The 22,867-nt window shown below is 50.7% G+C and carries 14 protein-coding genes, 5 tRNA genes, 3 rRNA genes and 1 riboswitch; of the genes, 2 read left to right on the top strand and 20 right to left on the bottom strand.

Annotation, left to right across the window (positions count from 1 at the left end):
* Positions 1-4: 4 nt before the first annotated feature.
* The 12 genes from rpoB to QUE34_RS24270 form a co-directional block, all read right to left on the bottom strand.
* On the bottom strand, positions 5-4,033 hold the full coding sequence (gene rpoB, locus QUE34_RS24325; protein ID WP_001353730.1) for a DNA-directed RNA polymerase subunit beta: 4,029 nt from the start codon (positions 4,031-4,033) through the stop codon (positions 5-7).
* A 319-nt stretch (positions 4,034-4,352) separates the two neighbouring features.
* Positions 4,353-4,718 carry a 50S ribosomal protein L7/L12 gene (gene rplL, locus QUE34_RS24320; protein ID WP_000028878.1) on the bottom strand — a complete coding sequence of 122 codons (366 nt, stop codon included), beginning with the start codon at positions 4,716-4,718 and terminating at the stop codon, positions 4,353-4,355.
* Positions 4,719-4,784: 66 nt separating this feature from the next.
* Complete coding sequence (gene rplJ / locus QUE34_RS24315) at positions 4,785-5,282, bottom strand: 50S ribosomal protein L10 (RefSeq protein WP_001207201.1); 498 nt, start codon at positions 5,280-5,282, stop codon at positions 4,785-4,787.
* 412 nt (positions 5,283-5,694) lie between these two features.
* Positions 5,695-6,399 (bottom strand): 50S ribosomal protein L1, encoded by a 705-nt coding sequence (gene rplA, locus QUE34_RS24310; RefSeq protein WP_001096680.1) that lies wholly within the window; start codon positions 6,397-6,399, stop codon positions 5,695-5,697.
* A gap of 3 nt (positions 6,400-6,402) precedes the next feature.
* Entirely contained in the window at positions 6,403-6,831 is a 429-nt protein-coding gene (rplK, locus tag QUE34_RS24305; protein WP_001085926.1) for a 50S ribosomal protein L11, read from the bottom strand.
* Positions 6,832-6,989: 158 nt separating this feature from the next.
* Complete coding sequence (gene nusG / locus QUE34_RS24300; protein ID WP_001287516.1) at positions 6,990-7,535, bottom strand: transcription termination/antitermination protein NusG; 546 nt, start codon at positions 7,533-7,535, stop codon at positions 6,990-6,992.
* Position 7,536: 1 nt separating this feature from the next.
* Positions 7,537-7,920 (bottom strand): preprotein translocase subunit SecE, encoded by a 384-nt coding sequence (gene secE, locus QUE34_RS24295; protein WP_001275702.1) that lies wholly within the window; start codon positions 7,918-7,920, stop codon positions 7,537-7,539.
* A gap of 229 nt (positions 7,921-8,149) precedes the next feature.
* The gene (tuf, locus tag QUE34_RS24290; RefSeq protein WP_000031784.1) at positions 8,150-9,334 is read right to left on the bottom strand and encodes an elongation factor Tu; all 1,185 of its coding nucleotides are present in this window, start codon (positions 9,332-9,334) and stop codon (positions 8,150-8,152) included.
* A gap of 114 nt (positions 9,335-9,448) precedes the next feature.
* Positions 9,449-9,524: transfer RNA gene (locus QUE34_RS24285), tRNA-Thr, on the bottom strand.
* Positions 9,525-9,530: 6 nt separating this feature from the next.
* Positions 9,531-9,605, bottom strand: a tRNA-Gly gene (locus tag QUE34_RS24280).
* A gap of 116 nt (positions 9,606-9,721) precedes the next feature.
* A tRNA-Tyr gene (locus QUE34_RS24275) sits at positions 9,722-9,806 on the bottom strand.
* Positions 9,807-9,814: 8 nt separating this feature from the next.
* Positions 9,815-9,890: transfer RNA gene (locus tag QUE34_RS24270), tRNA-Thr, on the bottom strand.
* A 361-nt stretch (positions 9,891-10,251) separates the two neighbouring features.
* Between QUE34_RS24270 and coaA the strand changes: the two genes are divergently transcribed.
* Entirely contained in the window at positions 10,252-11,202 is a 951-nt protein-coding gene (coaA, locus tag QUE34_RS24265; protein ID WP_000023085.1) for a type I pantothenate kinase, read from the top strand.
* A 28-nt stretch (positions 11,203-11,230) separates the two neighbouring features.
* Here coaA and birA read toward each other — a convergent pair whose 3' ends face one another.
* The 8 genes from birA to btuB form a co-directional block, all read right to left on the bottom strand.
* The gene (gene birA, locus QUE34_RS24260; RefSeq protein ID WP_032302239.1) at positions 11,231-12,196 is read right to left on the bottom strand and encodes a bifunctional biotin--[acetyl-CoA-carboxylase] ligase/biotin operon repressor BirA; all 966 of its coding nucleotides are present in this window, start codon (positions 12,194-12,196) and stop codon (positions 11,231-11,233) included.
* Positions 12,193-13,221 (bottom strand): UDP-N-acetylmuramate dehydrogenase, encoded by a 1,029-nt coding sequence (gene murB, locus QUE34_RS24255; protein WP_032302241.1) that lies wholly within the window; start codon positions 13,219-13,221, stop codon positions 12,193-12,195. The genes birA and murB overlap by 4 nt, the downstream gene beginning before the upstream one ends.
* A 136-nt stretch (positions 13,222-13,357) precedes the next feature.
* Positions 13,358-13,473: ribosomal RNA gene (gene rrf / locus QUE34_RS24250) — 5S ribosomal RNA — on the bottom strand.
* Positions 13,474-13,568: 95 nt separating this feature from the next.
* A 23S ribosomal RNA gene (locus QUE34_RS24245) occupies positions 13,569-16,474 on the bottom strand.
* Positions 16,475-16,667: 193 nt separating this feature from the next.
* A tRNA-Glu gene (locus QUE34_RS24240) sits at positions 16,668-16,743 on the bottom strand.
* 85 nt (positions 16,744-16,828) lie between these two features.
* A 16S ribosomal RNA gene (locus QUE34_RS24235) occupies positions 16,829-18,370 on the bottom strand.
* The 16S, 23S and 5S rRNA genes sit together here with 1 tRNA gene alongside, the layout of an rRNA operon.
* Before the next feature lie 372 nt (positions 18,371-18,742).
* Positions 18,743-19,600: a glutamate racemase gene (gene murI / locus QUE34_RS24230; protein ID WP_001696387.1), complete on the bottom strand. Its 858-nt coding sequence runs from the start codon at positions 19,598-19,600 to the stop codon at positions 18,743-18,745.
* Positions 19,545-21,389 (bottom strand): TonB-dependent vitamin B12 receptor BtuB, encoded by a 1,845-nt coding sequence (gene btuB, locus QUE34_RS24225; RefSeq protein ID WP_103253711.1) that lies wholly within the window; start codon positions 21,387-21,389, stop codon positions 19,545-19,547. The genes murI and btuB overlap by 56 nt, the downstream gene beginning before the upstream one ends.
* Positions 21,390-21,454: 65 nt before the next feature.
* Positions 21,455-21,644: riboswitch (cobalamin riboswitch) on the bottom strand.
* Between the two features lie 113 nt (positions 21,645-21,757).
* Here btuB and trmA point away from each other — a divergent pair.
* Positions 21,758-22,858, top strand: a complete 1,101-nt coding sequence (trmA, locus tag QUE34_RS24220) for a tRNA (uridine(54)-C5)-methyltransferase TrmA (RefSeq protein WP_000187026.1) — start codon at positions 21,758-21,760, stop codon at positions 22,856-22,858.
* Positions 22,859-22,867 lie beyond the last annotated feature (9 nt).

Below are 22,867 nucleotides of genomic sequence, written 5' to 3'. Positions count from 1 at the left end.
AGAATTACTCGTCTTCCAGTTCGATGTTGATACCCAGCGAACGAATCTCTTTCAACAATACGTTGAAGGATTCTGGCATGCCCGGCTCCATCTGATGGTTGCCGTCCACGATGTTTTTATACATCTTGGTACGGCCGTTCACGTCATCAGACTTAACGGTGAGCATTTCCTGCAGGGTGTATGCTGCGCCGTATGCTTCCAGCGCCCACACTTCCATCTCCCCGAAACGCTGACCACCGAACTGTGCCTTACCACCCAGCGGCTGCTGAGTAACCAGGCTGTAAGAACCGGTGGAACGCGCGTGCATCTTGTCGTCGACCAGGTGGTTCAGTTTCAGCATGTACATGTAACCCACGGTTACCGGACGTTCGAACTGTTCACCAGTGCGACCGTCGTACAGGCGGATCTGACCAGAAGTCGGCAGGTCGCCAAGTTTCAGCAGTTCTTTAATTTCTGCTTCTTTCGCACCGTCGAAGACCGGCGTTGCGATTGGCATACCTTTGCGCAGGTTTTCAGCCAGACGCATAACTTCTTCATCGCTGAAGGTACTCAGGTCAACTTTCTGACGAACATCAGCGCCCAGATCGTATGCACGCTGGATGAATTCGCGCAGTTTCGCGACTTCTTGCTGCTGTTTCAGCATGGCGTTGATCTTGTCGCCGATACCTTTCGCAGCCATACCCAAGTGGGTTTCGAGGATCTGACCGATGTTCATACGAGACGGTACGCCCAGCGGGTTCAGTACGATGTCTACCGGCGTACCGTTTTCATCGTAAGGCATATCTTCGATCGGGTTGATCTTAGAAATTACACCCTTGTTACCGTGACGACCTGCCATCTTGTCACCAGGCTGGATACGGCGTTTAACCGCCAGATATACCTTAACAATCTTCAGCACGCCCGGTGCCAGATCGTCGCCCTGGGTGATTTTGCGGCGTTTCGCTTCGAGTTTCTTCTCGAACTCATGTTTCAGTTCGTCATACTGCTCAGCCAGCTGTTCCAGCTGATTTTGTTTCTCTTCGTCGGTCAGGCCCAGCTCCAGCCAGCGATCGCGCGGCAGTTTGTCGAGCTTCTCAGCTTCAACGCCACCGGCTACCAGCACAGCACGGATACGGCTGAACAGACCCGCTTCGAGGATCTGCAGTTCTTCAGACAGGTCTTTCTTCGCCTGTTTGAGCTGCATTTCTTCGATTTCCAGCGCACGTTTGTCTTTTTCTACGCCATCGCGAGTAAAGACCTGAACGTCGATAACCGTACCGGATACACCGTTTGGTACGCGCAGAGAAGAGTCTTTAACGTCAGACGCTTTCTCACCGAAGATCGCACGCAGCAGTTTTTCTTCTGGGGTCAGCTGAGTTTCACCTTTCGGCGTTACCTTACCAACCAGAATGTCGCCACCGGTCACTTCCGCACCAATGTAAACGATACCGGATTCATCCAGTTTGGAGAGCGCAGCTTCACCTACGTTCGGGATGTCAGCAGTGATCTCTTCTGGCCCCAGCTTGGTGTCACGGGACACACATGCCAGTTCCTGAATGTGGATGGTGGTGAAACGGTCTTCCTGAACAACACGCTCGGATACGAGGATGGAGTCTTCGAAGTTGTAACCATTCCACGGCATGAACGCTACGCGCATGTTCTGACCGAGCGCCAGTTCACCGAGGTCGGTGGACGGACCGTCTGCCAGCACGTCACCACGTTCTACCGGTTCACCCAGAGACACACACGGCATCTGGTTGATACAGGTGTTCTGGTTAGAACGGGTGTACTTGGTCAGGTTGTAGATGTCGATACCTGCTTCACCCGGATACATCTCATCTTCGTTAACTTTGATAACGATACGGGAAGCATCCACGTACTGAACGACACCACCACGTTTAGCAACCGCAGTTACACCGGAGTCAACGGCAACAGCACGTTCCATACCCGTACCAACCAGCGGCTTATCAGCACGCAGAGTCGGAACGGCCTGACGTTGCATGTTCGCACCCATCAATGCACGGTTGGCGTCATCGTGTTCAAGGAACGGGATCAGGGACGCACCGACGGATACCACCTGCTGGGTGGATACGTCCATGTAGTCAACCTGGTCGCGGCTGAACAAGCTGGATTCGCCTTTGCTACGGCAAGTTACCAGATCTTCTACGAAGTGGCCTTCTTCATCCAGGTTGGAGTTCGCCTGGGCGATAACGTAGTTGCCTTCTTCGATAGCAGACAGGTAGTGAATTTCGTCGGTTACAACACCGTCGATCACTTTACGGTACGGCGTCTCAAGGAAGCCATATTCGTTAGTCTGTGCGTACACGGACAGGGAGTTGATCAGACCGATGTTCGGACCTTCAGGGGTTTCGATTGGACATACGCGACCGTAGTGAGTCGGGTGTACGTCTCGAACTTCGAAGCCTGCACGTTCACGGGTCAGACCGCCTGGGCCGAGTGCGGAGATACGACGCTTGTGTGTAATCTCAGACAGCGGGTTGTTCTGGTCCATAAACTGAGACAGCTGGCTGGAACCAAAGAACTCTTTCACTGCTGCGGAAATCGGTTTGGCGTTGATCATATCCTGAGGCATCAGGGTATCCAGATCGCCCAGAGACAAACGCTCTTTCACCGCACGCTCTACACGTACCAGGCCAACGCGGAACTGGTTTTCCGCCATTTCGCCAACGGAACGGATACGACGGTTACCGAGGTGGTCGATATCATCGACTTCGCCTTTACCGTTACGGATATCGATGAGCTTTTTCATAACATCAATGATGTCGTCTTTGCTCAGGATACCGGAACCTTCGATTTCGTCGCGCAGCAGAGAGCGGTTGAACTTCATACGACCAACCGCAGACAAGTCATAGCGGTCTTCAGAGAAGAACAGGTTCTCGAACAGGCTTTCAGCGGCTTCACGAGTCGGCGGCTCGCCAGGGCGCATCATGCGGTAGATTTCTACCAGTGCGCTCAGACGATCGTTAGTTGGGTCGACACGTAAGGTTTCAGAGATATACGGGCCGTGATCCAGATCGTTGGTGAACAGCGTTTCGATACGCTTGTGACCAGACTGGCTCAGCTTAGCCAGCAGATCCAGGCTCAGCTCCATGTTCGCAGCACAGATAAGCTCACCAGTAGACTCATCAATGTAGTCTTTAGCAACCACTTTACCTGCGATGTACTCAACCGGGACTTCGATCAGTTTGACGTCGTCTTTTTCCAGCTGGCGAATGTGGCGCGCAGTAATACGGCGGCCTTTTTCTACGTACACTTTACCGTTAGCTTCGATGTCAAAAGATGCGGTTTCACCACGCAGGCGTTCCGGCACCAGTTCCATCTGCAGCTTGTTATCACGGATTTCAAAGATAACTTTTTCAAAGAACAGGTCGAGGATCTGCTCTGTGGTGTAGTTCAGGGCACGCAGAATGATGGTCGCAGGCAGTTTACGGCGACGGTCGATACGTACGAACAGGTTGTCCTTCGGATCGAATTCGAAGTCCAGCCAGGAACCACGGTAAGGGATGATGCGCGCGTTATACAGCACTTTACCCGAAGAGTGGGTTTTACCTTTGTCGGAGTCAAAGAAGACGCCCGGACTACGGTGCAGCTGGGAAACGATAACACGCTCAGTACCGTTGATAACAAAGGTACCGTTGTCCGTCATGAGCGGAATTTCGCCCATGTAGACTTCTTGTTCTTTAATGTCTTTTACGGTGCCTTCCGGCGCTTCGCGCTCATAGATCACCAGACGCAGTTTAACGCGCAGCGGTGCGGAATAGGTCACGCCACGGATTTGACATTCCTGGACGTCAAACACCGGTTCGCCAAGGCGGTAGCTGACGTATTGCAGCTCGGAATTACCGCTGTAGCTCTGAATCGGGAATACGGAACGGAAAGCAGCTTCCAGACCATACTGCCCTTCAGGATCTTGCTCGATAAATTTCTGAAACGAGTCAAGCTGGATAGAAAGGAGATAAGGTACATCCAGAACTTGTGGACGTTTACCAAAATCCTTACGAATACGTTTTTTCTCGGTATAGGAGTAAACCATAGGGTTCCTCAGCTCGCTGACAAGTCGACCCATCTGTCCATTGAGCGGACAGTTTGTGCAACACTATTTTGTTGACCGGAAAATGGAACACTTTCCGCAATGCCTGTTGCTATCACGCTTAAACCATTTCATTGCGATTTACACAGAACGGGCGTCCTGTCGCAGTATATTAAGTCGTCGATAGAAACAAGCATTGAAAGGCACAGCAGTAGTCAAACAGTGTGAAACGCTACTGGCGCCTTACAGCGCAAAAAGGCTGGTGACTAAAAAGTCACCAGCCATCAGCCTGATTTCTCAGGCTGCAACCGGAAGGGTTGGCTTATTTAACTTCAACTTCAGCGCCAGCTTCTTCCAGAGCTTTTTTCAGTGCTTCTGCGTCGTCTTTGCTCACGCCTTCTTTCAGAGCAGCCGGTGCAGATTCTACCAGGTCTTTAGCTTCTTTCAGACCCAGGCCAGTTGCGCCACGTACTGCTTTGATAACAGCAACTTTGTTAGCGCCAGCAGCTTTCAGAATTACGTCGAATTCAGTTTTTTCTTCAGCAGCTTCAACCGGGCCAGCAGCTACAGCTACAGCAGCAGCAGCGGAAACACCGAATTTTTCTTCCATTGCAGAGATCAGTTCTACAACGTCCATTACAGACATAGCTGCAACTGCTTCAATGATTTGATCTTTAGTGATAGACATTTAAATTGTTCCTGAATATCAGAATAAGTTTATACGTAAGCGAATGCGTTAAAAAGATAACTGCGATTAAGCAGCTTCTTTCGCATCGCGTACAGCAGCCAGAGTACGAACCAGTTTGCCAGCCGAAGCTTCTTTCATGGTTGCCATCAGGCGTGCAATTGCTTCTTCGTAGGTCGGCAGAGTTGCCAGGCGGTCGATCTGAGACGCCGGGATCAGCTCACCTTCAAAGGCAGCGGCTTTGACCTCAAATTTTGCATTCGCTTTCGCGAACTCTTTGAACAGACGAGCAGCTGCGCCCGGGTGTTCCATAGAGTATGCAATCAGGGTCGGACCAACAAACGCGTCTTTCAGGCACTCGAACGGAGTACCTTCAACAGCACGGCGCAGCAGGGTGTTACGAACAACACGCATGTATACGCCAGCTTCGCGACCTGCTTTACGCAGTTCAGTCATTTTATCTACAGTTACGCCACGGGAATCCGCAACTACTGCAGACAGCGCGCCTTTGGCTACTTCGCTGACTTCAGCAACAATCGCTTGTTTGTCTTGAAGATTTAAAGCCATTAGCTTTGCTCCTGGATGTTTGCCAGAGAAAATCTCTGGAACTCACTTCACTCCTCCAAACGGAGAGAGCGTCTTTATTACGGTGAGCAGAAACAAGCCAGAATATAAAAGAATAATCTTAGCGTTCTGTCACCGTCTACGCAGGGGATTAAGTTTCTTGCGAAACTCCTGCGGTCTTCGACGGAGGCCTGGATAGGCCAGGCTCCAACGAACAAATCTTTTCTATCCGTCGCTATTCAGCTTGTAGCGGCGTTGGCTTCCTTCGTTCGCACCAGTCACATAGTTAGCTATGCTCCTGGCGACTCACTCAGTTGCCGCCTTGCTACAACCCGAATATCTCGGATATACGTCTGCATTAAGCATTATACGTGGGGGTAAGATTGTAGACAAAATCACCGCCCACGTAAAGGCATTAGTTTACAGAAGCGCTCAGGCCAGCCTGGTCAACTGCAACACCTGCACCCATGGTGGTGGAGATGCTAACTTTCTTGATGTACACGCCTTTCGCCTGAGTCGGTTTTGCTTTTTTCAGCGCAACCAGCAGAGCTTCCAGGTTTTCTTTCAGTTTGTCAGCGTCAAAGTCCACTTTACCGATGGTGGTGTGGATGATGCCGTTTTTGTCGTTACGGTAACGAATCTGGCCAGCTTTAGCGTTTTTAACCGCTTCAGCAACGTTCGGCGTTACAGTACCCACTTTCGGGTTTGGCATCAGGCCGCGCGGACCCAGAACCTGGCCCAGCTGGCCAACAACGCGCATTGCATCCGGAGAAGCAATAACAACGTCAAAGTTCATTTCGCCTTTCTTGATCTGGTCAGCCAGATCTTCCATACCTACCAGTTCAGCGCCTGCAGCTTTAGCAGCTTCAGCGTTTGCACCCTGGGTAAATACGGCTACGCGAACGGAACGGCCAGTACCGTGCGGCAGTACAGTTGCACCACGTACGTTCTGGTCAGATTTACGAGCGTCGATGCCGAGGTTAACAGCAACGTCCACGCTTTCTACGAATTTAGCAGTCGCCAGCTCTTTCAGCAGAGCGATAGCTTCGTTGATGTCGTATTGTTTGGTCGCATCAACTTTCTCGCGGATAACACGCATGCGCTTGGTCAGTTTAGCCATTTCTTAGTCCTCCACTACCAGGCCCATGGAACGTGCAGTACCTTCGATGGAGCGAGTCATCGCTTCAATGTCGGCACCAGTCATGTCGGCAGCTTTGGTCTGCGCGATTTCCTGCAGCTGAGCGCGGGAAATTTTACCCACTTTGTCTTTGTTCGGCTTACCGGAACCAGACTTGATACCAGCCGCTTTTTTCAGCAGAACTGCTGCCGGCGGAGTCTTGGTAACGAAAGTGAAAGAACGGTCAGCGTAAACGGTGATTACTACCGGAATCGGCAGACCTTTTTCGATGGAATCAGTTTTTGCGTTGAACGCTTTGCAGAATTCCATGATGTTTACGCCCTGCTGACCCAGAGCCGGACCTACTGGCGGACTCGGGTTAGCCATACCAGCTGCAACCTGCAGCTTGACATAGGCTTGTACTTTCTTAGCCATTATAAATTCCTCAAGTTGGGTAATAACGCCTCTGAGAGGCTCCCCGTGATATAAAAAATCGTTTTACGGGCAAGGCCCATAAAAACAAAAGGCGCGAAATTGTATTCCAATCTCGCGCCTTGTGCAACGATTAAATCGCCGCTTTTTTGATCGCTGGGTTAGGCTTTTTCAACCTGGCTGAAGTCCAGCTCTACCGGGGTCGCACGACCGAAGATAGAAACAGACACTTTCAGACGAGATTTCTCGTAATCAACTTCTTCAACAACACCGTTGAAGTCAGCGAACGGACCATCATTAACACGAACCATTTCACCCGGTTCAAACAGCGTTTTCGGACGCGGCTTATCGCCAACCTGCTGCAGGCGATTCATAATCGCATCCACTTCTTTATCGCTGATTGGCGCAGGACGATCGGAAGTACCGCCGATGAAGCCCATCACACGCGGTACGCTGCGCACCAGGTGCCAGCTCGCGTCGTTCATCACCATCTGAACGAGGACGTAGCCAGGGAAGAATTTGCGTTCGCTTTTGCGACGCTGTCCGCCACGGATTTCAACCACTTCTTCGGTTGGTACCATGACTTCACCAAACAAATCTTCCATGTTATGTAATTTGATATGCTCACGTAGCGACGTTGCTACGCGGCCTTCAAAACCGGAAAACGCCTGAACGACGTACCAGCGCTTTTTAGGAGCTTCAGACATCTCAGAACCTCAGGCCAGTGATAAAGGATACCAGGCGAACCAGAATACCATCCAGTCCCCACAGGATCAGTGACATTACTGCGGTAACCGCAGCCACAATCAGCGTGGTGTGCAATGTTTCCTGGCGAGTCGGCCAAATGACCTTACGGACTTCGGTACGCGCTTCACGGGCAAAAGCAACGGTTGCTTTTCCTTTTGTCGTTAACAGCGCGACACCACCCGCTGCAGCAATCAGAATTACTACGGCCAGCGCACGCAGCGGCAGCATAATGTCGCGATAAAGGTAGTTGCCGACAATTGCTACCAGGAGCAATGCCACCACAACGACCCACTTCATCGCTTCCAGGCCGCGCCCGCTTCCTTGAGCTTCGGTATTCGCACTCATAAACCAACCTGTCAGAAGTATTCTACAAACATTTTCACCCCGCGATCGCGAGGCAAACCAAATCGAAACGCGTATTAGCTTTTCGGATTATACGCCCTCAACAGAGCCTGTCTCAGCAATGATTATGACAAAGAAAATCACTGATGAGCCAGGTTCTGGTACGAAAGCGTGCAAAAAGGGCATCAAATGATGCCCTTTTAGTGCGCATTGCGTCAAATGTTATCGGCAATTAGCTCAGAACTTTTGCTACAACGCCCGCGCCAACGGTACGGCCGCCTTCACGGATTGCGAAACGCAGACCGTCGTCCATCGCGATCGGGTGGATCAGGGTAACAACCATTTTGATGTTGTCGCCCGGCATTACCATCTCTACGCCTTCCGGCAGTTCGATGGTACCAGTCACGTCAGTAGTACGGAAGTAGAACTGCGGACGGTAGCCTTTGAAGAACGGAGTATGACGGCCGCCTTCATCTTTGGACAGAATGTACACTTCAGATTCGAACTTGGTGTGCGGCTTGATGGTGCCCGGCTTAGCCAGTACCTGACCACGTTCGATTTCTTCACGTTTGATACCACGCAGCAGAACACCTACGTTCTCACCAGCACGGCCTTCGTCCAGCAGTTTGCGGAACATTTCAACGCCAGTACAGGTAGACTTCTGAGTCTCTTTGATACCAACGATTTCAACTTCTTCACCAACTTTGATGATACCGCGTTCTACACGACCGGTAACTACGGTACCACGACCGGAGATGGAGAATACGTCTTCGATCGGCAGCAGGAACGGCTTGTCAATCGCACGCTCTGGTTCCGGAATGTAAGAATCCAGGAAGCCAGCCAGTTCCAGGATTTTCGCTTCCCACTCTGCGTCGCCTTCCAGCGCTTTCAGAGCAGAACCACGAACGATCGGAGTGTCGTCGCCCGGGAAGTCGTACTGAGACAGAAGTTCACGAACTTCCATTTCAACCAGTTCCAGCAGCTCTTCGTCATCAACCATGTCGCACTTGTTCAGGAACACGATGATGTACGGAACGCCTACCTGACGACCCAGCAGGATGTGCTCACGAGTCTGCGGCATCGGGCCGTCAGTCGCAGCAACTACCAGGATCGCGCCGTCCATCTGAGCAGCACCAGTGATCATGTTTTTAACATAGTCGGCGTGCCCCGGGCAGTCTACGTGTGCGTAGTGACGAGTCGGGGTGTCGTATTCAACGTGAGAAGTGTTGATGGTGATACCACGAGCTTTTTCTTCCGGCGCGTTATCGATCTGGTCGAATGCGCGAGCAGCACCGCCGTAGGTTTTAGCCAGTACGGTAGTGATTGCAGCGGTCAGCGTTGTTTTACCATGGTCAACGTGGCCGATAGTACCGACGTTAACGTGCGGTTTTGTACGTTCAAACTTTTCTTTAGACATCGATTGTCCCTCTAAGACACGGATAAATCGGTGATATCACCACATCAACCAGGCAACATGCCCGACTTGTTGAATGCAATAAACAGAAGGAAAAAACAGGGAGGAGAAAAGAAGTGGTGCTGATAGGCAGATTCGAACTGCCGACCTCACCCTTACCAAGGGTGCGCTCTACCAACTGAGCTATATCAGCACATCTTGGAGCGGGCAGCGGGAATCGAACCCGCATCATCAGCTTGGAAGGCTGAGGTAATAGCCATTATACGATGCCCGCATCCTGGAACTCGGCTACCTGATTTTCATTCTGCACTGAATATCGAGAGAAGCTCTCTTTATTCGAGCCGGTAAGCGAACTTATCGTCTCGGGCTACGCCATCGCGTGGCCGAAATTGGTGGTGGGGGAAGGATTCGAACCTTCGAAGTCTGTGACGGCAGATTTACAGTCTGCTCCCTTTGGCCGCTCGGGAACCCCACCGGACTTGATGGTGCCGACTACCGGAATCGAACTGGTGACCTACTGATTACAAGTCAGTTGCTCTACCTACTGAGCTAAGTCGGCATCAAGTAGCGCGCATTCTATGGAGACATGCGAGTTCATGCAACTAAAAAATTGCATAATTTGTTTTATTGGTCATATTTTATGCGACACGATGAAGAAACAGTCGAACAGAGGGCAAATTAGCACACTTTTTCAACATCATTGTTCTCAACAATGCGCTCCTTCTAAAGCGCAATTCTTTTTATCAGATGGAATATCTGTCACATTGCTTTTCAACGATAGCTTCCTGGGAGAGATTTTTTCTTATTATTCCTCCCCATCTGGTGTTACCCTCCTGCCCATTAACCCATTCAACAGAACTGTGACGCGCCATGGCAAATATCGTTTTGCCGATAGAGCTATGACCGCCAGAAACATGCTTATGAGTATAAAAGAGCAAACGTTAATGACGCCTTACCTACAGTTTGACCGCAACCAGTGGGCAGCTCTGCGTGATTCCGTACCTATGACGTTATCGGAAGATGAGATCGCCCGTCTCAAAGGTATTAATGAAGATCTCTCGTTAGAAGAAGTGGCCGAGATCTATTTACCTTTGTCACGTTTGCTGAACTTCTATATAAGCTCGAATCTGCGCCGTCAGGCAGTTCTGGAACAGTTTCTTGGTACCAACGGGCAACGCATTCCTTACATTATCAGTATCGCAGGTAGCGTCGCGGTGGGGAAAAGTACAACCGCCCGTGTATTGCAGGCACTATTAAGCCGTTGGCCGGAGCATCGTCGTGTTGAACTGATCACGACTGATGGCTTCCTTCACCCTAATCAGGTGCTGAAAGAACGTGGTCTGATGAAGAAGAAAGGCTTCCCGGAATCGTATGATATGCATCGCCTGGTGAAGTTTGTTTCCGATCTCAAATCCGGCGTGCCAAACGTTACGGCACCTGTTTACTCGCATCTTATTTATGATGTGATCCCGGATGGAGATAAAACTGTTGTTCAGCCTGATATTTTAATTCTTGAAGGGTTAAATGTCTTACAGAGCGGGATGGATTATCCTCACGATCCACATCATGTATTTGTTTCTGATTTTGTCGATTTTTCGATATATGTTGATGCACCAGAAGACTTACTTCAAACGTGGTATATCAACCGTTTCCTGAAATTCCGTGAAGGGGCTTTTACAGACCCGGATTCCTATTTTCATAACTACGCGAAATTAACTAAAGAAGAAGCGATTAACACTGCCATGACATTGTGGAAAGAGATCAACTGGCTGAACTTAAAGCAAAATATTCTACCTACTCGTGAGCGCGCCAGTTTAATCCTGACAAAGAGTGCTAATCACGCGGTAGAAGAGGTCAGACTACGCAAATAATTTTCAGGGGAGCTAATGCTCCCCTTTCTTATTTTTCTGCACTACGCAGGGATATTTCACCGCCCATCCAGGATTTTATTATTCCATCCTGCTCAAGCAATAAAGCGCCTTGTTTGTCTATTCCACGTGAAATGCCAAATATTTCTTTATCACCAATGATAAGTTTCACTGGGCGATTAATAAAATTATCCAGTTTTTCCCAGCGCGAAAGATAAGGTGCCAATCCTTCTTGCTCAAAGAGTTCCAGCGCCGCACGTAATTCACGTATTAGCATGGCCGCCAACGCATTACGATCGAGATTGATCCCAGCTTCCTGCAGCGTGATCCACCCCTGATTAACGACACTCTCTTCAACACGACGCATTGCCATGTTGATACCAGCACCAACGACTATTTGCGCCGCATCGCCGGTTTTGCCAGTCAGCTCCACAAGAATACCTGCCAGCTTGCGATCCTGCAGATAGAGGTCATTCGGCCATTTAACACGAACTTTATCAGCGCCCAACTTGCGTAATACTTCCGCCATCACGATACCGATAACCAGACTTAAACCAATCGCCGCAGCCGGGCCTTGTTCCAGACGCCAGAACATCGACAAATACAAGTTTGCGCCAAAAGGCGAAAACCATTTCCGACCTCGGCGACCACGACCAGCCTGCTGATATTCTGCAACGCAGGCATCACCCGATTTAAGCTCTCCGATACGATCAAGAAGGTACTGATTCGTAGAGTCAATAACTGGCAGCACGGCTACACTACCGCTATCCAGCTGACTCAATATCTGTTCAGCATTAAGTAACTGGATGGGCTCAGGCAGGCAGTATCCTTTACCCGGAACGGTAAAGACATCAACGCCCCAGTCACGCAGTGTTTGAATATGTTTATTAATGGCCGCCCGGCTCATTCCTAACGTTTCACCCAGCTGCTCGCCAGAGTGAAATTCGCCATTCGCTAATAGCGTGATTAATTTTAGCGGAACGGTATTATCCTTCATGAAATCGTCTCCACTGCGCTAACTTCACCTGATGCACCAATAAAGCGAACTTCTGGCTCAAGCCAGACATTAAATTTTTCACCCACTTTCTGTCTTACATGATGTGCCAGCTGCACAATATCTTCGCTTTTTGCATTGCCTTCATTAATGAGAACTAACGCCTGTTGACGGTGTACCGCAGCCCCACCAATTTGTGTTCCTTTTAGCTGGCACTGATCGATAAGCCAACCAGCGGCCAGTTTTACTGAACCATCCGTCTGGGGATAATTTGGTGCTGTTGGAAATTGTGCCAGTAATGCTTTAGCCGTTTCGGCAGATACAACAGGGTTTTTGAAGAAACTACCGGCATTGCCATTCACTTTTGGATCAGGGAGTTTGGTGGTGCGCATATGACACACCGCATCAAATACTTGCTGTGGCGTTACGGTTGTAGGATCCAGACGAGTTAAGTCACCATACGTTAGTACAGGTTGCCACTCTTTTGGCAGGCGCAGACCTACGGCTACAATGGCGAAGCGGTCCTGGTATTCATGTTTAAAAATACTGTCGCGATAGCCAAAACGGCACTCTTTGGCAGTTAAGCGCACTTGCTTGCCTGTCGCCAGTTCGACACAGTCAACATAAGCGCAAACTCGCTGTAATTCTACGCCATAAGCACCAATATTCTGGATAGGTGATGAGCCGACACAACCAGGAATTAACGCCAGATTTTCCAGACCTGGCATACCTTCCTGCAAAGTGTATTTTACCAGGCGATGCCAGTTTTCTCCGGCTCCTACATGTAAATACCACGCATCAGGTTCATCATGAATTTCGATACCTTTGATCCGGTTGATGATCACCGTGCCGCGATAGTCTTCCAGAAAAAGTACATTACTTCCTTCACCCAGAATAAGAACGGGTTGCCCTTCTGCGGTTGCATGCTGCCAGGCATTGAGTAGTTGTTGTTCGTCTTCGGCACATACAATGTGCTGAGCATTATGATCAATGCCAAATGTGTTCCAGGGTTTTAAGGAGTGGTTCATAGCTGCTTTCCTGATGCAAAAACGAGGCTAGTTTACCGTATCTGTGGGGGGATGGCTTGTAGTTATGACGACAGGGAGAGTTTGTAGAAACGCAAAAAGGCCCAGTCTTCCGACTGGGCCTTCTGCTTAATTTGATGCCTGGCAGTTCCCTACTCTCGCATGGGGAGACCCCACACTACCATCGGCGCTACGGCGTTTCACTTCTGAGTTCGGCATGGGGTCAGGTGGGACCACCGCGCTAAGGCCGCCAGGCAAATTCTGTTTCATCAGACCGCTTCTGCGTTCTGATTTAATCTGTATCAGGCTGAAAATCTTCTCTCAATCCGCCAAAACATCTTCGGCGTTGTAAGGTTAAGCCTCACGGTTCATTAGTACCGGTTAGCTCAACGCATCGCTGCGCTTACACACCCGGCCTATCAACGTCGTCGTCTTCAACGTTCCTTCAGGACCCTTAAAGGGTCAGGGAGAACTCATCTCGGGGCAAGTTTCGTGCTTAGATGCTTTCAGCACTTATCTCTTCCGCATTTAGCTACCGGGCAGTGCCATTGGCATGACAACCCGAACACCAGTGATGCGTCCACTCCGGTCCTCTCGTACTAGGAGCAGCCCCCCTCAGTTCTCCAGCGCCCACGGCAGATAGGGACCGAACTGTCTCACGACGTTCTAAACCCAGCTCGCGTACCACTTTAAATGGCGAACAGCCATACCCTTGGGACCTACTTCAGCCCCAGGATGTGATGAGCCGACATCGAGGTGCCAAACACCGCCGTCGATATGAACTCTTGGGCGGTATCAGCCTGTTATCCCCGGAGTACCTTTTATCCGTTGAGCGATGGCCCTTCCATTCAGAACCACCGGATCACTATGACCTGCTTTCGCACCTGCTCGCGCCGTCACGCTCGCAGTCAAGCTGGCTTATGCCATTGCACTAACCTCCTGATGTCCGACCAGGATTAGCCAACCTTCGTGCTCCTCCGTTACTCTTTAGGAGGAGACCGCCCCAGTCAAACTACCCACCAGACACTGTCCGCAACCCCGATAAGGGGCCTACGTTAGAACATCAAACATTAAAGGGTGGTATTTCAAGGTCGGCTCCATGCAGACTGGCGTCCACACTTCAAAGCCTCCCACCTATCCTACACATCAAGGCTCAATGTTCAGTGTCAAGCTATAGTAAAGGTTCACGGGGTCTTTCCGTCTTGCCGCGGGTACACTGCATCTTCACAGCGAGTTCAATTTCACTGAGTCTCGGGTGGAGACAGCCTGGCCATCATTACGCCATTCGTGCAGGTCGGAACTTACCCGACAAGGAATTTCGCTACCTTAGGACCGTTATAGTTACGGCCGCCGTTTACCGGGGCTTCGATCAAGAGCTTCGCGTTACCGCTAACCCCATCAATTAACCTTCCGGCACCGGGCAGGCGTCACACCGTATACGTCCACTTTCGTGTTTGCACAGTGCTGTGTTTTTAATAAACAGTTGCAGCCAGCTGGTATCTTCGACTGATTTCAGCTCCACGAGCAAGTCGCTTCACCTACATATCAGCGTGCCTTCTCCCGAAGTTACGGCACCATTTTGCCTAGTTCCTTCACCCGAGTTCTCTCAAGCGCCTTGGTATTCTCTACCTGACCACCTGTGTCGGTTTGGGGTACGATTTGTTGTTACCTGATGCTTAGAGGCTTTTCCTGGAAGCAGGGCATTTGTTGCTTCAGCACCGTAGTGCCTCGTCATCACGCCTCAGCCTTGATTTTCCGGATTTGCCTGGAAAACCAGCCTACACGCTTAAACCGGGACAACCGTCGCCCGGCCAACATAGCCTTCTCCGTCCCCCCTTCGCAGTAACACCAAGTACAGGAATATTAACCTGTTTCCCATCGACTACGCCTTTCGGCCTCGCCTTAGGGGTCGACTCACCCTGCCCCGATTAACGTTGGACAGGAACCCTTGGTCTTCCGGCGAGCGGGCTTTTCACCCGCTTTATCGTTACTTATGTCAGCATTCGCACTTCTGATACCTCCAGCATACCTCACAGTACACCTTCGCAGGCTTACAGAACGCTCCCCTACCCAACAACGCATAAGCGTCGCTGCCGCAGCTTCGGTGCATGGTTTAGCCCCGTTACATCTTCCGCGCAGGCCGACTCGACCAGTGAGCTATTACGCTTTCTTTAAATGATGGCTGCTTCTAAGCCAACATCCTGGCTGTCTGGGCCTTCCCACATCGTTTCCCACTTAACCATGACTTTGGGACCTTAGCTGGCGGTCTGGGTTGTTTCCCTCTTCACGACGGACGTTAGCACCCGCCGTGTGTCTCCCGTGATAACATTCTCCGGTATTCGCAGTTTGCATCGGGTTGGTAAGTCGGGATGACCCCCTTGCCGAAACAGTGCTCTACCCCCGGAGATGAATTCACGAGGCGCTACCTAAATAGCTTTCGGGGAGAACCAGCTATCTCCCGGTTTGATTGGCCTTTCACCCCCAGCCACAAGTCATCCGCTAATTTTTCAACATTAGTCGGTTCGGTCCTCCAGTTAGTGTTACCCAACCTTCAACCTGCCCATGGCTAGATCACCGGGTTTCGGGTCTATACCCTGCAACTTAACGCCCAGTTAAGACTCGGTTTCCCTTCGGCTCCCCTATTCGGTTAACCTTGCTACAGAATATAAGTCGCTGACCCATTATACAAAAGGTACGCAGTCACACCCCAAAGGGTGCTCCCACTGCTTGTACGTACACGGTTTCAGGTTCTTTTTCACTCCCCTCGCCGGGGTTCTTTTCGCCTTTCCCTCACGGTACTGGTTCACTATCGGTCAGTCAGGAGTATTTAGCCTTGGAGGATGGTCCCCCCATATTCAGACAGGATACCACGTGTCCCGCCCTACTCATCGAGCTCACAGTATGTGCATTTTTGTGTACGGGGCTGTCACCCTGTATCGCGCGCCTTTCCAGACGCTTCCACTAACACACACACTGATTCAGGCTCTGGGCTGCTCCCCGTTCGCTCGCCGCTACTGGGGGAATCTCGGTTGATTTCTTTTCCTCGGGGTACTTAGATGTTTCAGTTCCCCCGGTTCGCCTCATTAACCTATGGATTCAGTTAATGATAGTGTGACGAATCACACTGGGTTTCCCCATTCGGAAATCGCCGGTTATAACGGTTCATATCACCTTACCGACGCTTATCGCAGATTAGCACGTCCTTCATCGCCTCTGACTGCCAGGGCATCCACCGTGTACGCTTAGTCGCTTAACCTCACAACCCGAAGATGTTTCTTGAGATTCATCATCGTGTTGCGAAAATTTGAGAGACTCACGAACAACTCTCGTTGTTCAGTGTTTCAATTTTCAGCTTGATCCAGATTTTTAAAGAGCAAATATCTCAAACGTCACCCGAAGATGAGTTTTGAGATATTAAGGCAGGTGACTTTCACTCACAAACCAGCAAGTGGCGTCCCCTAGGGGATTCGAACCCCTGTTACCGCCGTGAAAGGGCGGTGTCCTGGGCCTCTAGACGAAGGGGACGTATCAGTCTGCTTCGCAAGACGCCTTGCTTTTCACTTTCTATCAGACAATCTGTGTGAGCACTGCAAAGAACAGTTCTTTAAGGTAAGGAGGTGATCCAACCGCAGGTTCCCCTACGGTTACCTTGTTACGACTTCACCCCAGTCATGAATCACAAAGTGGTAAGCGCCCTCCCGAAGGTTAAGCTACCTACTTCTTTTGCAACCCACTCCCATGGTGTGACGGGCGGTGTGTACAAGGCCCGGGAACGTATTCACCGTGGCATTCTGATCCACGATTACTAGCGATTCCGACTTCATGGAGTCGAGTTGCAGACTCCAATCCGGACTACGACGCACTTTATGAGGTCCGCTTGCTCTCGCGAGGTCGCTTCTCTTTGTATGCGCCATTGTAGCACGTGTGTAGCCCTGGTCGTAAGGGCCATGATGACTTGACGTCATCCCCACCTTCCTCCAGTTTATCACTGGCAGTCTCCTTTGAGTTCCCGGCCGGACCGCTGGCAACAAAGGATAAGGGTTGCGCTCGTTGCGGGACTTAACCCAACATTTCACAACACGAGCTGACGACAGCCATGCAGCACCTGTCTCACGGTTCCCGAAGGCACATTCTCATCTCTGAAAACTTCCGTGGATGTCAAGACCAGGTAAGGTTCTTCGCGTTGCATCGAATTAAACCACATGCTCCACCGCTTGTGCGGGCCCCCGTCAATTCATTTGAGTTTTAACCTTGCGGCCGTACTCCCCAGGCGGTCGACTTAACGCGTTAGCTCCGGAAGCCACGCCTCAAGGGCACAACCTCCAAGTCGACATCGTTTACGGCGTGGACTACCAGGGTATCTAATCCTGTTTGCTCCCCACGCTTTCGCACCTGAGCGTCAGTCTTCGTCCAGGGGGCCGCCTTCGCCACCGGTATTCCTCCAGATCTCTACGCATTTCACCGCTACACCTGGAATTCTACCCCCCTCTACGAGACTCAAGCTTGCCAGTATCAGATGCAGTTCCCAGGTTGAGCCCGGGGATTTCACATCTGACTTAACAAACCGCCTGCGTGCGCTTTACGCCCAGTAATTCCGATTAACGCTTGCACCCTCCGTATTACCGCGGCTGCTGGCACGGAGTTAGCCGGTGCTTCTTCTGCGGGTAACGTCAATGAGCAAAGGTATTAACTTTACTCCCTTCCTCCCCGCTGAAAGTACTTTACAACCCGAAGGCCTTCTTCATACACGCGGCATGGCTGCATCAGGCTTGCGCCCATTGTGCAATATTCCCCACTGCTGCCTCCCGTAGGAGTCTGGACCGTGTCTCAGTTCCAGTGTGGCTGGTCATCCTCTCAGACCAGCTAGGGATCGTCGCCTAGGTGAGCCGTTACCCCACCTACTAGCTAATCCCATCTGGGCACATCCGATGGCAAGAGGCCCGAAGGTCCCCCTCTTTGGTCTTGCGACGTTATGCGGTATTAGCTACCGTTTCCAGTAGTTATCCCCCTCCATCAGGCAGTTTCCCAGACATTACTCACCCGTCCGCCACTCGTCAGCAAAGCAGCAAGCTGCTTCCTGTTACCGTTCGACTTGCATGTGTTAGGCCTGCCGCCAGCGTTCAATCTGAGCCATGATCAAACTCTTCAATTTAAAAGTTTGATGCTCAAAGAATTAAACTTCGTAATGAATTACGTGTTCACTCTTGAGACTTGGTATTCATTTTTCGTCTTGCGACGTTAAGAATCCGTATCTTCGAGTGCCCACACAGATTGTCTGATAAATTGTTAAAGAGCAGTGCCGCTTCGCTTTTTCTCAGCGGCGCGGGGTGTGCATAATACGCTTTCCCGCTTCAGAGTCAAGCATTTTTTTGCTTTTCTCTGTCGAGATTCTCAGGAGAATCTCGCTGACCCGGCGGCGTGTTTGCCGTTGTTCCGTGTCAGTGGTGGCGCATTATAGGGAGTTATTCCGGCCTGACAAGAGGAAATTTAAAATAATTTTCCGACCGCGCAACATTCAACCAAATCAGTCTAAAACTGCCAGTTTTTCGAGCGTTTCGAAGCCGTAGCGCTGTAAAACGGGCAATAATTGTTCAGCTTCTGGCGTCATTGCCATACAAAAGGCAATATTCGCATCGGCGGATTTTGCATCCGGGGCTTCATGTTCTAACAACCAGGCCGTTCGGCGAGCAATCGCTGCGCCAGAATCCACCAGCCGTGTTCCCTCTGGCAGCACTTGTAACAGTTCTTCTTGTAGTAGAGGGAAGTGGGTACACCCCAGAACAACGGTATCTGGTGGCTCTTTCATTCTTAACCACGGGCGCAAGATACGCTTTAGTGCATCCAGAGAAACATCTTCGCCATGCAGCTTCGCTTCAGCCAACTCAACCATCTCTGCCGAGCCCAGCATTTCTATCTGGCATTCATTAGCGAAACGCGCGATCAGCTCATGAGTATAAGAACGTTTAACTGTTCCGCGGGTTGCCAGTAATCCGACAATGCCATTTGCCGTCAGACGTGCAGCAGGTTTAATCGCCGGCACGACACCAACAACCGGGAAGTCGAACTTTTCGCGTAATGCAGGAAGTGAAACGGTACTGGCGGTGTTGCAAGCGACCACTGCCAGCGCAAGGGGATAGCGTTCTTGCACTGCGGTGACAATTGCCACCACTCGCTCAACAATAAACTCTTCGCTTTTTTCGCCATAAGGGAAAGCGACGTTATCGAAAGCATAAATGTAATGGAGATCCGGCAAGAGATGCCGGATCTCGTCATAGACCGACAACCCACCGACGCCGGAGTCAAACACCAGCACGGTGGGACGTGGTTCAGAAGGTGTAGCTGCCAGACAAGGTGTATTCCCGTCCTGCAGTTTGGTAGCCATAGACTGTCTCATAATCTTTGTCGAACAGGTTGGCTATTTTACCACGAACTGTCAGGTGAGAGGTGACCGGATACGCAACCGCAAGATCCCACAAGCTCACACCGCCCATTTTCACGGTTTGATACGGCCAGGAGGAGTAATCCTTATCATAGCGAGTGCCTAAATACTGATAAGTAATACCCCAGTCGAAGTCATACAACTGCCAGTCGAGCTGGTATTTCACCTGCTGTTTAGCACGGCGTAACAACGGCGTGTCGGTAATTGCATTGCGCGCATCGACATAATCATAACTCACAGTATGCGTCAGTGGTCCGGTATCAAAATTGGCGGTCGCCTCGACGCCCTTAATTCGCGCTTTCCCTTCGTTATAGTATTTCAGGGTGTGATCATCGTAATCGATCAAGTCACTGACATCGTTACGATATCCAGAAATACGCCAGTTCACCCCAGCGGTTAAGCCTTCAAACGCGCCTTCCCACTGTTTGCTTTTCTCAGGTTCCAGATTTGGATTTCCGTAGAAGCCATACAGTTGTCCAAGATTTGGTGCCTTATAAGATGTCCCGTAGGAAGCAATGAAGCGATAGCCTTCGATGAATTCCCAACCAGCGCTGGTTTGCCAGGTTCCATGACGACCAAACTGTGAGTTATCGTCGCTGCGTGCTGCGCCTTCAAAGGTAAAATCGCCGACTTGTTGCAGCCCGGTCAGATAGATGCCGGTATTACGTTGATCATATCCATCCTCAACGTAACCTGTACCCGGCGTCGTAGTCTGTTTCTGCCAGTCGACACCCGCACCAATACTACCGTGACCAACGATGACATTGTTTGCCCACTGGACGGTGTATTGCTTCATCTCATCAAGCGTCGCCGACGAATCATAACGACCATAATGCGGATCGTAGTTGTAATCTTTGCTATGGCTATAGCTGGTAATGAGTTGTGATTTAATCAGTTCGCCGTTATAGCGCAGCCCGGCGTCCCAACTTTGGCTATAGAGTTTACGGGTATCGAGCAACGGTGAGCCGGGAGAATAATATGCGTCATAATTGGTATGGTTATCATAGCCATAGCCGCGCACAAAACCGCTCCAGACATCAGTAAAGTTATGCTCCAGCGCGCCATAAAGCGTTTTACTTAAAAAACCATCGTTATCTGGCTGAGCTTGCGTTCCGGTATTACCATAGGCGACAACATCATAACCATGAGTATGGGCATAATCGCCCAACAGCGTTACCCGTGTCTTATCTCCCAGTAGTTGCTGTGTAGAAACATCATAGTTCTGATAGCTATTGCTTCCCCACCCTGCTGAAATTTCCGTTCCGGGTTGATCGCGCGTCGTGATGATATTCACGACCCCACCTATTGCATCGGAACCATAAACAGCGGAGCGCGGCCCACGGATATATTCAACACGCTGGACAAGCGCAATAGGGAACTGGCTAAGGTCGGCAGAACCACTCACCCCCGCCAGATTCAGGCGTACGCCATCAATTAACACCAACACATGACTGGCATTTGTACCGCGAATAAAAATAGAAGAGAGTTGACCTGAACCGCCGTTTTGGGTGATATCGACACCCGGAAGACGGCGCAGCACATCATTGACCGAGGTCGACTGCCAGCGGTCGATATCCTGACGCGTCACAACGGTGGTTGGTGCAAGCACAGTGCTGCGCGGCTGTTCAAAACGGTTAGCCGTAACGACGAGAGTATCCGGGCTGGTATCCTGTGCCCAAGCAGAAAATGCCGTGACGGAACACGCCGTCAGCAGCGAAGCTTTTTTAATCATTGTAAAGCATCCACAATAGAAGAAGGATGCCGCAGGCTTCATCAATATTACGCGATGATGAGAACCAGATGCGACGTTAGCCGGCAGGTCTTCGGGCTTGGAGGGGTATATAAAATACTAAGAGATGATGACTTCCCACCGGATGGCAGTGTCCGCATAACGCAATCATCGCACCTTTCCTTACCGCTGCGCGTCAGCTCCAGATTTGCACTGGATTCCCTATTAACTCACAGGACCGGCGAGTGGATGCTACAGGTTGTAACAAGTTGCTGTCCAGACGTAGCTCACAAATAGAAATACATCAAGATCTGGACATCTGATGAGCAATCCCTACAATCGCCGCGTACATTTCATTTTCAGGATACATCATGACCCCCGAACACCTTCCAACAGAACAGTATGAAGCGCAGTTAGCCGAAAAAGTGGTACGTTTGCAAAGTATGATGGCGCCGTTTTCTGACCTGGTTCCGGAAGTGTTTCGCTCGCCGGTCAGTCATTACCGGATGCGTGCGGAGTTCCGCATCTGGCACGATGGCGATGACCTGTACCACATCATTTTCGATCAACAAACCAAAAGCCGTATCCGCGTGGATAGCTTCCCCGCCGCCAGTGAACTTATCAACCAGTTGATGACGGCGATGATTGCGGGTGTGCGTAATAATCCCGTTCTGCGCCACAAGCTATTCCAGATTGATTACCTCACTACGCTGAGTAATCAGGCGGTGGTTTCCCTGCTGTACCATAAAAAGCTGGATGACGAATGGCGTCAACAGGCGGAAGCTCTGCGCGATGCGTTGCGCGCACAAAATTTAAATGTGCATCTGATTGGTCGGGCAACGAAAACCAAAATCGCGCTGGATCAAGATTACATCGACGAACGTCTGCCGGTCGCAGGGAAAGAGATGATCTACCGTCAGGTAGAAAACAGCTTTACCCAGCCGAACGCGGCGATGAATATTCAGATGCTGGAATGGGCGCTGGACGTCACCAAAGGCTCAAAAGGCGATTTACTGGAGCTGTACTGCGGCAACGGTAACTTCTCATTAGCCCTGGCGCGCAATTTTGATCGGGTATTAGCCACCGAAATCGCCAAGCCGTCGGTCGCTGCCGCGCAATACAACATTGCCGCTAACCATATTGATAACGTCCAAATTATTCGTATGGCGGCAGAAGAATTTACTCAGGCGATGAATGGTGTGCGCGAGTTTAATCGCCTGCAAGGGATCGACTTGAAGAGTTATCAGTGCGAAACCATTTTTGTCGACCCACCGCGCAGCGGTCTGGACAGTGAAACCGAGAAAATGGTGCAGGCGTATCCACGTATTCTGTATATCTCCTGCAACCCGGAAACATTATGTAAGAATCTGGAAACATTAAGCCAGACGCACAAGGTTGAACGTCTGGCTCTGTTTGATCAGTTCCCCTATACGCACCATATGGAGTGCGGCGTATTACTGACCGCTAAGTAAAGCCCATGC

This window comes from Escherichia sp. KS167_9B (assembly GCF_030295215.1).
GTDB classification, from domain to species: domain Bacteria; phylum Pseudomonadota; class Gammaproteobacteria; order Enterobacterales; family Enterobacteriaceae; genus Escherichia; species Escherichia coli_F.
This window is presented reverse-complemented; position numbering and strand designations above follow the sequence as displayed.

What these genes read in the sequence shown, in the direction of transcription:
- rpoB (WP_001353730.1), bottom strand. Translation starts at nt 4,033, where the DNA reads ATGGTTTACTCCTATACCGAGAAAAAACGTATTCGTAAGGATTTTGGT.
- rplA (WP_001096680.1), bottom strand. Translation starts at nt 6,399, where the DNA reads ATGGCTAAACTGACCAAGCGCATGCGTGTTATCCGCGAGAAAGTTGAT.
- rplL (WP_000028878.1), bottom strand. Translation starts at nt 4,718, where the DNA reads ATGTCTATCACTAAAGATCAAATCATTGAAGCAGTTGCAGCTATGTCT.
- btuB (WP_103253711.1), bottom strand. Translation starts at nt 21,389, where the DNA reads ATGATTAAAAAAGCTTCGCTGCTGACGGCGTGTTCCGTCACGGCATTT.
- murB (WP_032302241.1), bottom strand. Translation starts at nt 13,221, where the DNA reads ATGAACCACTCCTTAAAACCCTGGAACACATTTGGCATTGATCATAAT.
- coaA (WP_000023085.1), top strand. Translation starts at nt 10,252, where the DNA reads ATGAGTATAAAAGAGCAAACGTTAATGACGCCTTACCTACAGTTTGAC.
- trmA (WP_000187026.1), top strand. Translation starts at nt 21,758, where the DNA reads ATGACCCCCGAACACCTTCCAACAGAACAGTATGAAGCGCAGTTAGCC.
- murI (WP_001696387.1), bottom strand. Translation starts at nt 19,600, where the DNA reads ATGGCTACCAAACTGCAGGACGGGAATACACCTTGTCTGGCAGCTACA.
- nusG (WP_001287516.1), bottom strand. Translation starts at nt 7,535, where the DNA reads ATGTCTGAAGCTCCTAAAAAGCGCTGGTACGTCGTTCAGGCGTTTTCC.
- secE (WP_001275702.1), bottom strand. Translation starts at nt 7,920, where the DNA reads ATGAGTGCGAATACCGAAGCTCAAGGAAGCGGGCGCGGCCTGGAAGCG.
- birA (WP_032302239.1), bottom strand. Translation starts at nt 12,196, where the DNA reads ATGAAGGATAATACCGTTCCGCTAAAATTAATCACGCTATTAGCGAAT.
- rplK (WP_001085926.1), bottom strand. Translation starts at nt 6,831, where the DNA reads ATGGCTAAGAAAGTACAAGCCTATGTCAAGCTGCAGGTTGCAGCTGGT.
- rplJ (WP_001207201.1), bottom strand. Translation starts at nt 5,282, where the DNA reads ATGGCTTTAAATCTTCAAGACAAACAAGCGATTGTTGCTGAAGTCAGC.
- tuf (WP_000031784.1), bottom strand. Translation starts at nt 9,334, where the DNA reads ATGTCTAAAGAAAAGTTTGAACGTACAAAACCGCACGTTAACGTCGGT.